Genomic DNA, 14,837 nt, shown 5'->3' on the forward strand with positions numbered 1-14,837 from the left:
CTTCCAAAGACTTTTAATATTTTTTTGGCAAGGGGTATCGTTCTTCCAAAAAAAGTACAAATTTGGAAGTTCGCAGTTCTTTTCTAAAAAAGTATACCCCTTGCCAAAAAACATCAGAAGTTTTAGGAAAGGGGTTTGGGGAAGAACCCTTTTTCAAAAGGGTTTTCCCCAATAATTTCTGCACTCATTAAGCGGTAAACCACCCGCTCGGCGGTATACGGTTATTCTAACGGTTCAAAGTCTGATGCGGGGTGTTTGCAGAGCGGGCAGATGAAATCTTCGGGCAGGGTGTCGCCCTCATAGATGTAGCCGCATATCTTGCAGACGAAGCCTTTTTTCTTTGCTGCCTGGGGTTTCGGCTTGACGTTCGCGTGGTAGTATGCGTAGGTCATCGACGGTTTATTGTTAAGCACGGACGCATCTGTCAGCTCGCAGATGTACAGACCGTGGCTGCCCATATCGATATAGTCTGTCACTTTGAGCGAGATGAACGCATTGATGAACTTTGTGAGTAATGCTGCGCCGTTGCCCGTGTGGAAGACCTGTTCGCCCTCAAACTTGTTCACGTCTCTGCCGCTCTGGAAGCCGAACTGTTTGAACAGGTCAAACGGCGCGTCCTCTGTGAGGCAGTTGACGTTCATGAAGCCTGTCTTTTTAACGATATCGTGTGTGTAATTCGCCTTGTTTATCGCGACTGCGAGCCTGTCTGGGGACGACGCCACCTGCGAAACGGTGTTGCATATCATGCCGTTGTCGCGGCTGCCGTCGTTTGAGGTGATGACGTAAAGTCCGTAGCCTAACTTGAACAAAGCGGTGGGGTCATACTGTGACATAATCCTGCCCTCCTTTTCGGGGGATAAATCGATGTTCGCACCATCGGACGGAAGCTGCTGACAGCGTTCCTTCTAATTGGTCAGCTCCTCCGCCAGTGCTTCTATCTGCGCTTCGGAAGCCGCGTCGAGCGCGGAATTCACGGTGACGGTAGTCTCGGTGAAGGTGATGTTCTTGCTCTTCTCGAACTTCGCCTTGATAATCTTTGCCGCCATAGGCGCCCATGTGCCGTTCTCGATGATGCCGATGGTGCGGTTCTGATAGCCGCGCTCGGTCAGGTCGTTGATGAACTCGCGCATGAACGGGAAAATATCTGCGTTGTAGGTGGTGGTAGCGAGTACCAGCTTGCCGTATCTGAAAGCGTCCTCGACCGACTCAGCCATATCCTCTCTTGCGAGGTCGGCGATAGCGACCTTCGGGCAGCCCTTTTCTTCGAGCTTTTCTTTCAGCAGTTCGGCAGCCTTCTTGGTGTTGCCGTAAACGGAAGTGTAGGCGATGAACAGACCCTCGCTCTCAACTCCGTAGCCCGACCAGGTGTTGTACAGATTCAGATAATAGTCCAGATTTTCAGACAGTACAGGACCGTGCAGAGGGCAGATGGTCTGAATGTCGAGAGCCGCCGCCTTCTTGAGCAGAGCCTGTACCTGAGCGCCGTACTTGCCAACGATGCCGAAGTAGTAGCGTCTTGCCTCGCAAGCCCAGTCCTCCTCAACGTCCAGAGCGCCGAACTTTCCGAAGGCGTCTGCCGAGAAGAACACCTTTGCGGTGCTGTCGTAGGTCATCATGACCTCGGGCCAGTGTACCATGGGCGCGAACACGAATTTAAGCTCGTGACTGCCGAGCGAAAGAGTCTCGCCGTCCTTAACGACCACCTGTCTGTCTGCAAAATCGGTGCCGAAGAATCTCTTCATCATCGTGAAGGTCTTTGCGTTGCCGACGATCTTTGCGTCGGGGAATTCCTCGGCGAATCTGCCGATGTTCGCGCTGTGGTCGGGCTCCATATGCTGAACGATGAGAAAATCGGGTGCGGAACCGCCGAGCACCGCCTTGATGTTCGCGATCCATTCGTCACCGAAGTTCCTGTCCACCGAGTCCATGACCGCGGTCTTTTCGTCCTTTATCACATATGAATTGTATGCCATGCCGTTGGGAACGTCGTACAGACCCTCGAAAAGGTCGAGCTGGTGGTCGTTCACGCCGACATAAAAAATATCGTCTCTTATTACCATGATCTTATACCTCCAATTATACAAATTCGATAATAATATTATAACACAAACTTAGTCATTTTGCAATAGGTGCGGCTTAATATAGATACTTTTCACCATATATCCTAACCGTGATTTGTGAATATTCGACAACACAACAGAGCCGTGTGTTTCATTAATTGCCCCAAAATATCTCTGCCGAAAAGCAAAATAGTTATAAAAGATGTTAATTTTCATGGATAACTCTTGTAATTTCACTGATGATGATATATAATAGAAAAGAGTATCATTAAAATGGGAAAGTTATGTAAACAATACGAACAATGAACACAAAAGGAGAGTAATCATGACAAAGGCACAGAGATTTTTCAATTCCATCAAGGATAAGCGCGTGGGCTTCATCGGAACGGGCGTTTCCCACACCGCGCTCATAAGAGTTTTTCTCACAAAAGGCATCAAAGTAGTCATCATGGATAAGAAGGACGAGGATCATTTTCCCGAGGATCTGTATTACGAATTCTCTGCCAAGGGCGTTGAGTTCGCACTCGGCGAGAATTACCTCGACGAGGTGTTCAACTGCGACATCGTGTTCCGCACCCCGGGTATGTACTTCAACAATGCCGTGCTGACAAAGGCACGCGAGGCAGGCGTTGTCGTTACTTCCGAGATGGAAGTGTTCTTCGACCTCTGCCCCTGCAAGATATATGCGGTGACGGGTTCCGACGGCAAGACCACCTCCACCACCCTCATCAGCGAGTTCCTCAAGGCTGAGGGCAGACGCGTTCACCTCGGCGGCAACATCGGCAAGGCACTCCTGCCTATCGTCGAGACCATGAGCGAATCTGACGTTGCGGTAGTCGAGCTTTCCAGCTTCCAGCTGATCTCGATGCGCAAGTCCCCCGACGTTGCGGTCATTACCAATATCTCCCCCAACCACCTCGACGTTCACGGCACTATGGAAGAGTACATCGACTCCAAGTGCAACCTCATCCGTCACCAGAACGCTTTCTCCAAGACGGTGCTGAACGCCGACAACGAGGAGACCATGAAGCTCGCTCCGCTGGTGCGCGGCACTCTCGTGAAGTTCTCACTCTCGGGCAACACACAGCGCGGCGCGTTCCTGCGTGAGGACGGTATGCTCTGCTATACCGACAAGGGCGTTGTGACAGAGATAGTCCACAAGGACGACATCCGCATCCCGGGCATCCACAACGTTGACAACTACCTGACCGCTATCTCGGCGGTATGGGGCGAGGTCTCCATCGAGAGCATCGTGAACACCGCGATCAACTTCGGCGGCGTTGAGCACCGCATCGAGTTCGTGAGAGAGCTTGACGGCGTGAAGTGGTTCAACGACTCCATCGCCACCAGCCCCACAAGAGTCATGGCAGGTCTCAACTCCTTCGATCAGAAGATCATCGTCATCGCGGGCGGATACGACAAGAAGATCCCCTACGAGCCGATGGCTGACCTTGTGAACGAAAAGGTAAAGCTTCTGATACTGCTCGGAGCTACAGGTCCGAAGATAGAAGCCGCAGTCAAGGGTTCATCCCTCTATCCCGACAGCGGACTCAAGATAATCAACGTCAAGACCCTTGAGGAAGCGGTATATCAGGCTTACCGCTTCGCGACTGCGGGCGACATAGTTTCGCTCTCTCCTGCGAGTGCGAGCTTTGATCTTTACAATAACTTCGAGGAGCGCGGCAAGCACTTCAAGCGTCTTGTCAGCGAGCTTTGATAGGATAAAGGACGGTCACATATAAAAATGGAAGAAAAAATGACATGGGCTGAGGTGCTTTACGAGCTGACAACAGCTGACGGAGTTTCGGGCGAGGAAAAGAATATCGCCTGCACCTGCGCGGCTTTGCTTGAAGCCTACGGCAAGCCCTCGATAGATATAAACGGCAACGTGCTTTGTGAGATAGGCGAACATGACAGCAGCAAAAAGACTGTTCTGCTCAACGCGCATATCGACGAGATAGGCATGATAGTTTCATACATCACCGACGACGGTTTCCTGAAGGTCTCAAAGTGCGGCGGCATCGACGACAGAGTCCTGCCTGCTTCACAAGTGACGATATACGGCAGGGAAAAACTGTACGGCGTGGTGACAAGCGTTCCGCCCCATCTCCAGAGTGAGCACGACAAGGTCGCACCTGTCGATGAACTTTACATCGACACTGGTCTTTCGGGCGAGAGGGCGAAGGAGCTCATCTCCCTCGGCGACAGGGTGCTTATCGAGAACGAGCCTGCCGAAATGGGCGAACTCGTGACCTCGAAGGCTCTTGACGACCGCATCTGCGTGCTTGCGGTGCTGATGGCACTCGATAAGCTCGCGGAAAAGCAGTCGGCTTACAATATCAAGGTGCTGTTCTCCGTGGGCGAGGAAGTCGGCGGAAACGGCGCAAAGACAGGCACATTCACTTCCGACGCAGATCTTGCGCTGGTGCTGGACGTCAGCTTCGGCAAGGTTCACGGCGAGAGCGAGGAAGAGGTCGGCGAGATAGGCAAGGGCGCGATGATAGGTATCGCTCCCACCCTTTCGAGAAGGCTCTCCGACTGCCTTACCGACACCGCCGAAGCCGAGGGTCTGCCCTATCAGATAGAAGTGATGGGCGGCAGAACAGGCACGGACGCGGATTCCATAACCATATCGAAGGGCGGCATACCTTCCTGCACCGTGTCGATACCGATAAAATTCATGCACACCCCCGTCGAGGCTGTGAAGCTCTCGGACGTTGAGGATACAGCCGCGCTGGTGGCGGCATTCTGTGAAAGGGGGGCTTTCTGATGGAGCTTATCAAAAGGCTCGAAGAGCTGTGCGTGCTGGACGGCATCTCGGGAGACGAGGGAAAAGTCCGCGACTATATCATTGAGGCTATTAAGGGCAAGTGCGAGTACAGCGTTGACCCTCTCGGAAGCATCATCGCATTCAAAAAGGGCAGACAGACCCCGAAGCACAAGCTGCTTTTCTCGGCGCATATGGATGAGGTAGGTCTGATAGTGACCCACATCTGCTCGGACGGCTCACTGAAATTTGCCGAAGTGGGCGGAGTTGACCCCCGTGTGCTCTTCGGAAAGCGCGTCTACGTGGGAGAGAAGAAGACGCTGGGCGTTATCGCGGGCATCGCGGTACACAACCTCACCAAGGAACAGCGCAGCAAGGCTGCCGACCACAGCGACCTCTGCATCGACATCGGCGTGACATCACGCGAGGAAGCGATGAAGCTGGTGAGACCCGGCGACAGCGTCGTGTTCGATTCGTCGTTCCTGCGCTTCGGCGAGGGACGCGTGAAGTCCAAAGCCATCGACGACAGGGCAGGCTGTGCCATGATGATCGAGATGATAAACTCCGACCTTGAGTACGATACCTGTTTCACCTTCGTGGTGCAGGAAGAGGTCGGACTGCGCGGTGCGACTGCCGCGGCTTACACCGTTGCCCCCGACTTTGCGATAGTGCTCGAATCCACTACCGCCGCAGACATACCATCCTCATCTGGAGAGAAGCGGGTCTGCGAGGTCGGAAAGGGTCCCGTTGTCTCCTACATGGACAGACACACCATCTATGACAGAGAGCTTTACCGTCTCGCGTTCGAGACTGCCGATTCTCTCGGCATACCCTGCCAGACCAAGACTGTGGTCGCAGGCGGCAACGACGCGGGCGCGATACATAAGTCGCGCGGCGGAGTCCGCACGTCGGCAGTTTCTCTGCCTTGCAGATACTTACATTCGCCCTCCTGCGTTATCGCGGAAGAGGACATGACTAACGCATACAAGCTGGTCACAGAGCTGGCGGAACGGATACAAAAGCTATGATATATCAGTTAACGGAAGCCGACAGCTCGCTTTTCGACAGGCTCAAAGCCACCCACTACGGGCGGCGCATAAAATCGCATTTTCTGGCATACGGTATAAATTATGATTTCTCGCGCATATTCGTGATAAGCAGGGATGATGAGCCTGTTGGTCTGCTGTCGGTGTTCAATGCTTCGACCGTCATCTGCGATATGATGGAAGTCACATTCACCGATGCGGAGCTCGAAGATATCTCCATCTTCATCCACATGACAAAGCCCTGCTCGGTGGAGATAGACCCCGTCTATTCCGAAAGGCTCAGACCTTTGCTGGCAGACCTCTACTCGCCCGATGACCGCACACAGTTCGCATTCTGCTCGAAAGGAACTCTGCCCGATCTTGACATCGACGAGTGCCCGAGCCTTGACGCGGTGTTCGACATCCTGCGCGTGTCCTTCCCGACGCTTGCGCAGGCTTACGACCTGTGGATAACCGACACGTCCCACAGGGTGCGCCACGGTCTTTCCCAGTCGTTCCTGATGAAAGAGGAGACGGGAACGGGCTGTTCGACAGCGACGATACAGTATATAATCGACCGCAAGGCGCTCATCGGTCACGTCGCGACCCTGCCCGAATACAGAGGACGCTTCTACGCCCGCCGCCTGCTTTACTGGATAGGCGAGCGCCTGACGAACGACGGTTTTGAGGTGCGCCTGTTCGCGCGTCCGCACCGTGTCAGCTACTACGAGGAGATAGGCTTCAAGGCGATAGCCCACGACCGCGTGTTCGAGCTGAAAGAGGAATACAGAGAACATTAAAAAGACGGAGATGACCTGATGGGATTACTTGAGACCCTGCTGATAAAGCTCGGAATGACGGCAGGTGATATGCTTATCGAACGGGAGAATGAAAAGCGCCGGCAGACGGCAGTGAGACCTCAGACCGTTCCCTATCCCGAGCCTGTGAAAAAAGAAAAGCGGGAGGAAAAGCCTGCCGAGATCGCCGACGGTCAGTACAAGGACAGGAACGACCTTGAGGAATTCGTCGTTCCCGAGGGTATCACAAGGATCGGCAGGAGAGCGTTCAAGGATTGCAAATGTCTCACAAAGATCACTTTGCCGTCCTCGCTGAAAGAGATCGATATGGATGCGTTCAGGGGCTGTGCTTCGCTTCGCGAGGTCATCGTCCCCGAGGGCGTGACGAAGATGGGCGACGGAGTTTTCTACGACTGTTCTGCACTTGAAAAAGCCGTTTTGCCAAAGAGCATGAACGGCTCGCAGATAGGCTGCGGATTGTTTGCCGACTGCACCGCACTCGAAGACGTTACTCTGCCCGACAGACTGACAGGCGAGTTTTTCAATGTGTTCAAGAAGTGCGAGCTGCTGACCTCGATGGAGATCCCCGAGGGCGTGACGAAGATCGGTTCATTCGCGTTTGAGGGCTGCACCGCGCTGAGATCTGTCAAGATACCCGAAACGGTGAAGATGATCGAACACAGGGCGTTCCCGAACTGCACCTCGCTGAAAGAGATATACATACCCGACAGCGTGCGCATCATCGACGCTTTCGACACCTTCCGCAAATGCATCGCTCTCGAAAAGATACGGCTTCCTATCGGCGTGAGCTTCCGGAAGAAGTTTGACGAAGGCGAGGGTCCGGGCAGCTGTTTCTGGGACTGCGATTCGCTAAGAACGGTCGTCTTCGGAGACCGCAGCTTCAGTCTGAAAGGCACACTTGACTATGACACACTGAACGTCATGTACGCAGCCCTCGGAGCTGAGCGGAACGAAAAGGCAGTTGAGTATGTGAAGGAGAATCTGCGTGACGTGCTCGGTTCGCTCGTTATGAAAGAGGATGCCGACACCGCACGCGCCCTGCTCGATTCGATGTCTCAGCCCGACGTTCCCGAAGAGGACATCATCGAAGCTGTTGACAGCGCGGGCATGATGGGCGTGACAGGCGTTTTCGATGTGCTTTGCGCATACGCTGCCCGACGAGGGATACATATCGACCTCGGAGAAGATCTAAATTAATTACGGAGTAATAGAATGACAGATATTTTTGATTTTGACCCCCGACTGCTCGAACTTGCGCAGCAGGCGGAGAAAAAGGCGGCGGCGAGCTTTGCAGAGCTTGCCGAGAACGCCGAATATAACAGCGCAAAGGTGCTCAAAGCCTTCATCGACAACCGCGTAAGCGAGAGCTGCATGAAGGGTACGACGGGCTACGGTTACGGCGACATCGGACGCGAGACCCTCGACGCGGTCTACGCGCAGGCTCTCGGTGGCGAGGACGCGGTGGTGAGACACACCTTCGTTAACGGCACTCACGCGCTGTCTACCGCGCTTTTCGGCGTGCTTCGTCCGGGTGACGAGATGCTTTCGCTGACGGGAAGCCCCTACGACACGATGGAAGAAGTCATCGGCATCCGCGGCGAGAAGGGAAGAGGTTCGCTGACCGATTTCGGCGTGAAGTACTCTCAGGTGGAGCTGAAAGCCGACGGTACCCCCGACCTTGACGGCATCAGAGCGAACGCGGCAGGCAAGAAAGTCGGCTACATACAGCGTTCGAGAGGTTACTCGCTGCGTCCGTCGTTCAGGGTGGATGTTATCGGTGAGGTGATAAAGGCGGCTCGCGAAGCGAACCCCGACATCATCATTATCGTGGATAACTGCTACGGCGAGTTCGTGGAGAAGCGCGAACCGCTGGCAGTCGGCGCAGACCTCATCGTGGGTTCACTGATAAAGAACCCGGGCGGCGGCATCGCGTCAACGGGCGGCTATATCTGCGGCAGAAAAGACCTTGTGGAGCTTTGCGCTGACAGACTCGCCTGCATCGGTGCGGGAAAGGAAGTCGGCTGTACGCTGACACAGAGCAGAGAGATGTTCATGGGATTTTTCCTCGCTCCGACGGTTGTTGAAGCGGCGCTGAAAACAAGCGTTTTCGCCTGTGCGCTGTTCGAGAGCCTCGGTTTCAGAACTTTCCCGAGCAGTACAGAAAAACGTACAGATATAATCGCATCTATCTGTCTTGAGAACGAGGAGCGTCTGACGGCGTTTTGTCAGGGGATCCAGAAGGGTTCACCCGTGGATTCTTTCGTATCGCCCGAAGCGTGGGATATGCCCGGATATGAGAGCCGAGTTATCATGGCGGCTGGAGCGTTCACGATGGGCGCGTCGATAGAGCTTTCGGCGGATGCACCGATACGTGAGCCGTTTGCGGCATGGCTGCAAGGCGGCATAACATACCCGTCGGGCAAGATAGGAATATTGACTGCGGCACAGGAGCTTATCAATAAAGGCCTGGCAAAGCTGTAAAAAAGAAATAGGAAAGACTGCAAGTCCGCACAAATGAAGCGGAAAACGCCAGAGACTCAGGCGGTCCAGCTGCCGAAGCTGGTCAGAGTCCAGAGGCGGAAGCCTTTGGCGTGGTTTGGAGCAGAGCTCCAATTTTCGCCGAAGGCGAAACGAAACGAGTGTCATCCACAAACCACCCGTAAACGAACACTCGAACCCCCAAAAGCCATATGATCGGCAAATCCAAATCATACCGTCCAAAAAAGCACGGCATGAGAGCCCCGAACGATACCGCAGTAACAAACGATTTGCCGATCATATTTTGGCGAGAGAGCGCAAGCGATTCGAGCCAAAGACCAGATCAGGCGCAAGCCTGATAAAAACCCGACCAAACACAAAAACCAAAAACCAGACCCACCAAACACCCAAGAAACAACACCCCCTATCAAGGATAATAACCAACAGAAAGGAATGATACAAATGGCGGAGATCTTTACCGTAACTATAGCAGAGCTTGTCAAGGAACTGAACCTTGAGCTCGTTTATTCCCCGAAGCCCGCAGAGGAGATATACGTGTCGGACAACGACTGCAACCGTCCCGGATTACAGCTGATGGGCTTCTATGAGTACTTCAACGCAGAACGTATACAGATATGCGGAAACATGGAGTTCGCATACCTTGCGAGCGTTGATGAGGAGACCCGTTACAAGAAGATCGAGACCCTTTTCGCGACACGCATACCTATGTTCATCGTCGCACGCGGTCACGAACTTTACCCCGAAATGGTCGATCTCGCAAAGAAATACGAGATACCTATCGGCAGGACAAAGGAATCGACCACGACCTTCATGGCTTCGCTGATAAGCCTGCTGAACGTCCGCCTTGCACCGAGGATAACCCGCCACGGCGTTCTCATCGAGATCTACGGCGAAGGCGTTCTGATCGTCGGCGAGAGCGGCGTAGGTAAGTCCGAGACCGCTATCGAGCTCGTCAAGAGAGGTCACCGTCTGGTAGCTGACGACGCTGTTGAGATAAGACGCGTCTCGAGCATTAGTCTTGTGGGCTCGTCCCCCGACAATATCCGCCATTTCCTTGAGATACGCGGTATCGGTATCATCAACGTCCGCAGACTGTTCGGTATGGGTGCCGTTAAGGTCACCGAAAAGATCGACATGGTAGTCGAGCTCGAACCCTGGGATTCCAACAAGGTCTACGACCGTATGGGCGTTGACAACGAGTTCACACAGATACTCGGCGTGAGCGTTCCGTCGCTGACCATCCCGATAAAGCCCGGACGTAACCTTGCAGTTATCCTCGAAGTTGCCGCTATGAACAACCGTCAGAAGAAGATGGGCTACAACGCCGCTCAGGAACTTCTCGATAACCTCGGTCTTCAGGTGGATACCAAGGATAAGGTCAAGAACTGGGACTATATGTAAGGTGATACTATGCTGATAGAAGCAGATCTTCACACACATACCTGCGCGTCTACCCATGCGTACTCCACCATTAAGGAGAACTGCCGCTATGCCTCGCGCTACGGTCTGAAGGCCATCGCTATGACCGATCACATGATCGGCACGCAGGACGCTCCCCACATATGGCATTTCGAGAACATGAAGTGCCTGCCGAGAGCGATAAGCGGCGTGTATGTGCTCAAAGGCGTTGAACTGAACATCACTGGCAGCGGCGGCGGTGTCGATATGGATGAAACGCTGCTGAAAAAGATGGAGTGGTGCGTGGCTTCGCTTCACCATTCGGTGGTGGGCGAGATGGATGCCGATGCAGTCACTTCCGCGTATCTGCACGCCGCCGAAAATCCGTACATCGACGTAATAGGACATCCGATCAACCCTGCTTACCCATTCGATATGGAGAAGTGTCTGAAAGCCTTCAAGGAGCACGATAAGCTCGTTGAGGTCAACGAGAATATGCTTGTGTACAGATCGGGCGCGGCAAAGGTGTGCGCAGAGATGCTTCGGATATGCAAAAAGTACGAGATCCCCGTGGTGGTGGATACCGACGCACATTACTGTGAGCTTGTGGGCATGGTGCCCCGATCGGAAAAGCTCATCGAAGAGCTCGGTTTCCCCATCGGGCTCGTGGAGAACACGAGCTGGGACAAAATACACGAGAGGGTTCGCGCTAAGCACCCCGATCTATACATTTGAAAGGAACAGGTAGCATACAAATGCATTTTAACGAATTATCGGAGTTTGCCGAGGGTCTTGGATGTACCGTCATGCGTGACGAACCGCTCAGCAAACATACGACATTCCGTATCGGAGGTCCGTGCAGGCTGATGATCGTTCCCGACAGTGCCGAGGCCCTTGCGTCTCTCAGACGCTTCACGGGTGAAAAAGGCATCAGGACGCTCATCATCGGCAAGGGCTCGAATATGCTCTGCGCCGACGAGGGCTTCGACGGCGCGGTGATACTGCTCGACAAGACCTTCGGAAAGATAGAGCTTATCTCGGATGACACTATCCGCGCCGAAGCAGGCGCACAGCTCATTTCCGTCTGCACAAAGGCGCTGGAGCACAGCCTTACGGGTCTTGAATTCGCTTACGGCATCCCGGGAACGGTGGGCGGCGGCATATTCATGAACGCAGGCGCTTACGGCGGCGAGATGAGAAACGTTATCGAGAGCGTTACTGCCGTTGACAGAAACGGTGAGTTCCATACCTACTCTGCTGATGAACTTGCCTTTACCTACCGCAGCTCACGCTTCGCAAAGTCGGATGAGGTCATCGTCAGCGGAGATTTCAAACTCAGTCACGGCGACAAGGATGAGATCAGCGCCGAGATGGAACGCCTCATGGGTTGCAGAAGGAGCAAACAGCCTCTCGATTTCCCGAACGCAGGTTCTACCTTCAAGCGTCCCGAGGAGGATGTTTACGTAGGGAAACTCATTCAGGACAACGGACTTCGCGGCAAGACGATAGGCGGCGCACAGGTGTCCGAAAAACACTGCGGCTTCGTGGTGAACAAGGGCGGCGCGACCTGTGATGACGTGACGAGCCTTATAAAGATGATACAGGATACCATCAAGGAAAGAACGGGTTATTCGCTTGAGTGCGAGGTAAGGATAATCCCGTATAAGTAAAAAGGAGAGGTGAACGTAAATGCAGTTCGTTATCGTAACGGGAATGTCAGGTTCGGGCAAGTCGATGGCTGTCGATGTGCTTGAGGATCTTGGATATTATTGCATAGACAATATCCCCCCCGAGCTGATACCGAAGTTCATCGAGCTTTGCAGGACGGCTAATAAGATAGAAAAGGCAGCGTTCGTTGTAGATGTCCGCGGAGGAGACTTCTTCTACGCGTTTCAGGATGCGGTGCATACACTGCGCACGAGCGAGCTCAACCTGAAGATACTCTTCCTTGAATCCGACGACGCGATAATCGCAAGACGCTACAAGGAGACGCGCAGAAAGCACCCCCTTATCGAGACCGCGGGCGGCGACCTCAAACGCGCTGTAATGCTCGAAAGGGAACTGCTGACTTCCGCAAAGGCGATGAGCGATTACTATATCGATACCTCGAACTACTCGACTGCCGAGTTCCGCAAGAGGATGCACTCGATATTCGAGGGCGAGGACAGCGAACATATGGTCATCGACGTCCGCTCCTTCGGGTTCAAGTACGGCGTGTTCGGCGAGGGCGACCTTGTTTTCGACGTGAGATGCCTGCCGAACCCCTTCTACATTCCCGAGCTGAAACACAAGACGGGTCTTGACGAGGACGTTTCGGGCTACGTGATGAAATTCGACGAGTCCAAAGAAGTGTACAAAAAGATGGCAGACCTCATCGACTTCATGATACCACTCTACGAGAAAGAGGGCAAGAGCCAGCTGGTCATCGGCTTCGGATGCACGGGCGGAAAGCACCGCAGTGTTACATTCGCAGAGGCTGTGGGCAAGCATCTCCAGAGCGAGGGTCATAAGGTCAGGGTCAGCCACAGGGATATAGAAAAGCATTGATAAGGATAGATAGCTGATGTCGGAAACTATGGAGCTTTCCTTTTCGCAGAGGGTTAAAGAGGAGATCATATCAAGGATCAATTCGTCCGCTAAGGCAGATGCCTGCCTTTACGGACTTCTTCTGTGTACGAATATACTGAACGAGGACGAGATAACGCTTCTGACCGAGACGGTCTCGGTGTCCGAGATGTTCTCGGTGAATGTCAGCCGCATCTGCGGCGAGGGCAACCTCACGGTCGTGCCCACAGAACGCGGCGGCGGCACGGTGATGTACAGCATAACCGTCAATTCCGCGGATGCACGCAGTAAACTGCTCGGCTATTTCAGGATAGGCGAGGGCAGACAGCGGCTCGACCCGAAGTACCCGAAGAACAGCCTGCTGCCCTTCATGATAGCGGGGATGTACCTTGCCAGCGGCTCGATAAGCGACCCGAATAAGGGCTACCATATGGAAATGGCGCTCCCCGATCTGGAGCTGTGCAACTTCCTCGGTCTGACCCTTCTCGAAAAGTACGATATGCTGGCAAAGCACGTCGAGCGAAAGAATCATCAGGTGCTGTACTTCAAGGAGTCGGACAACATTATAGATATGCTGGCTCTGATGGGGGCGACTTCGGCATCGTTTGAGCTGACGAACGTCAAGATATACAAGGATATGCGCAACAATATCAACCGCGGCGTCAACTGCGTGAACGCAAATATCGAGAAGTCGATTCGCGCCGCCGAAAAGCAGATAGAGGACATCGAACTTATCGACGCGGAGATGGGGCTGGACACTCTGCCCGACAACCTGCGCGAGATAGCGATGCTGCGCTATGAGAACCCCGATTTCAACCTTGCCGACCTCGGCGCGGCACTGACTCCGCCGATCTCGCGCTCGGGTGCGAATCACCGTTTACAGAAAATAGCTAAGATAGCTGACGATATAAGGAGGACTAAGTTATGAAAAAAGCCATCGCGATTTTTGCGGCAGCACTGATGCTCACAGCCTGCGGAAACAAGCAGGAGGACAAGAACAGCAGCGGATCTGCCGCTGAGAAGACTGCGAGCGCGGCTGAGAGCGTTTCTTCTGAGGAGAATGCTCCCTCGGGCGCCGAAGCTTCTTCGTCAGGCACCGAGGAAAAGCTCGACTGCTCGGTACTACTCACCATCGACGGCAAGGAGATACCTTTTGCCGACGGTAAGGATGCTGTCGCAGAGGTGCTGGGGGACGAGTTCTCCGTGCGTGAATTCGAGACCTACAAGCTGCCAGAGGGTGTTAACGAGGAAGACCTCGTGCTTGTCGATGAGCATGAGGATATGGTCGATGACCGAAATATCATGGCAGTCAACTACCTGCTCCGCAACGCGGACAAGCATGATGTGACGCTTCTCGGACAGAAGGGCATCGGCATCACCCGCGACCAGCTCGTGAACTCCTTCCCCGACAGCGTTGTCAGCTATATGGACAGCGCAGATATGATCTGCTTCGTCAACGGCGAGCCCTTTACCTACGAGCACACCGACGACATCCCCAGCGAGCATCCGAGGAGCGAGGAGCTTTACTCGATGATCGAGAGCGGTGAGGCTGGACGCGTTGTCTGCCTGTACGTGCTGAGATACGGCGACGTTTCCTGGAACGAGATCATCGTGACCACTCTGGAAAAAGCGCCCGATGATCCTGCTGCAAAGTCGTCCGAAAAAACATCGGAAGAGAAGTCCGAGGATTCTTCCGAGAGCTGAA

At 53.8% G+C, this 14,837-nt stretch carries 14 protein-coding genes; 12 read left to right on the forward strand and 2 right to left on the reverse strand.

Annotation, left to right across the window (positions count from 1 at the left end):
* Positions 1 to 221 precede the first annotated feature (221 nt).
* On the reverse strand, positions 222 to 833 hold the full coding sequence (locus tag BT142_RS19595) for a flavin reductase (protein ID WP_242871970.1): 612 nt from the start codon (positions 831 to 833) through the stop codon (positions 222 to 224).
* Positions 834 to 905: 72 nt separating this feature from the next.
* The gene (locus tag BT142_RS19600; protein WP_242871971.1) at positions 906 to 2,060 is read right to left on the reverse strand and encodes an FprA family A-type flavoprotein; all 1,155 of its coding nucleotides are present in this window, start codon (positions 2,058 to 2,060) and stop codon (positions 906 to 908) included.
* A 325-nt stretch (positions 2,061 to 2,385) separates the two neighbouring features.
* Between BT142_RS19600 and murD the strand changes: the two genes are divergently transcribed.
* The 12 genes from murD to BT142_RS11995 all read left to right on the forward strand — a co-directional run bounded on the left by murD (position 2,386) and on the right by BT142_RS11995 (position 14,836).
* The gene (gene murD, locus BT142_RS11940; RefSeq protein WP_072418426.1) at positions 2,386 to 3,777 is read left to right on the forward strand and encodes a UDP-N-acetylmuramoyl-L-alanine--D-glutamate ligase; all 1,392 of its coding nucleotides are present in this window, start codon (positions 2,386 to 2,388) and stop codon (positions 3,775 to 3,777) included.
* 27 nt (positions 3,778 to 3,804) lie between these two features.
* Positions 3,805 to 4,830, forward strand: coding sequence for a M42 family metallopeptidase (locus BT142_RS11945; protein ID WP_072418427.1), 1,026 nt, complete (start codon positions 3,805 to 3,807; stop codon positions 4,828 to 4,830).
* The gene (locus BT142_RS11950; protein WP_175444940.1) at positions 4,830 to 5,855 is read left to right on the forward strand and encodes a M42 family metallopeptidase; all 1,026 of its coding nucleotides are present in this window, start codon (positions 4,830 to 4,832) and stop codon (positions 5,853 to 5,855) included. Before BT142_RS11945 ends, BT142_RS11950 begins: the two co-directional genes overlap by 1 nt.
* Positions 5,852 to 6,652: a GNAT family N-acetyltransferase gene (locus tag BT142_RS11955; protein WP_072418429.1), complete on the forward strand. Its 801-nt coding sequence runs from the start codon at positions 5,852 to 5,854 to the stop codon at positions 6,650 to 6,652. The genes BT142_RS11950 and BT142_RS11955 overlap by 4 nt, the downstream gene beginning before the upstream one ends.
* An 18-nt stretch (positions 6,653 to 6,670) precedes the next feature.
* A complete protein-coding gene (locus BT142_RS11960) occupies positions 6,671 to 7,867 on the forward strand; it encodes a leucine-rich repeat domain-containing protein (protein ID WP_072418430.1) in 1,197 nt (398 codons plus the stop codon).
* Positions 7,868 to 7,882: 15 nt separating this feature from the next.
* A complete protein-coding gene (locus tag BT142_RS11965) occupies positions 7,883 to 9,151 on the forward strand; it encodes a methionine gamma-lyase family protein (protein ID WP_072418431.1) in 1,269 nt (422 codons plus the stop codon).
* 459 nt (positions 9,152 to 9,610) lie between these two features.
* Positions 9,611 to 10,570, forward strand: coding sequence for an HPr(Ser) kinase/phosphatase (gene hprK, locus BT142_RS11970; protein ID WP_072418432.1), 960 nt, complete (start codon positions 9,611 to 9,613; stop codon positions 10,568 to 10,570).
* 9 nt (positions 10,571 to 10,579) lie between these two features.
* The gene (locus BT142_RS11975; RefSeq protein WP_072418433.1) at positions 10,580 to 11,302 is read left to right on the forward strand and encodes a phosphatase; all 723 of its coding nucleotides are present in this window, start codon (positions 10,580 to 10,582) and stop codon (positions 11,300 to 11,302) included.
* Between the two features lie 20 nt (positions 11,303 to 11,322).
* Positions 11,323 to 12,237: a UDP-N-acetylmuramate dehydrogenase gene (gene murB, locus BT142_RS11980; RefSeq protein ID WP_072418434.1), complete on the forward strand. Its 915-nt coding sequence runs from the start codon at positions 11,323 to 11,325 to the stop codon at positions 12,235 to 12,237.
* Positions 12,238 to 12,256: 19 nt separating this feature from the next.
* Positions 12,257 to 13,114, forward strand: a complete 858-nt coding sequence (gene rapZ, locus BT142_RS11985) for an RNase adapter RapZ (protein ID WP_072418435.1) — start codon at positions 12,257 to 12,259, stop codon at positions 13,112 to 13,114.
* 16 nt (positions 13,115 to 13,130) lie between these two features.
* Positions 13,131 to 14,060: a DNA-binding protein WhiA gene (gene whiA, locus BT142_RS11990; protein WP_072418436.1), complete on the forward strand. Its 930-nt coding sequence runs from the start codon at positions 13,131 to 13,133 to the stop codon at positions 14,058 to 14,060.
* On the forward strand, positions 14,057 to 14,836 hold the full coding sequence (locus BT142_RS11995) for a hypothetical protein (RefSeq protein WP_072418437.1): 780 nt from the start codon (positions 14,057 to 14,059) through the stop codon (positions 14,834 to 14,836). The genes whiA and BT142_RS11995 overlap by 4 nt, the downstream gene beginning before the upstream one ends.
* The last annotated feature ends 1 nt before the right edge of the window (position 14,837 follow it).

The organism is Ruminococcus sp. YE71, from assembly GCF_900119155.1.
Taxonomy (GTDB): Bacteria; Bacillota; Clostridia; order Oscillospirales; family Ruminococcaceae; genus YE71.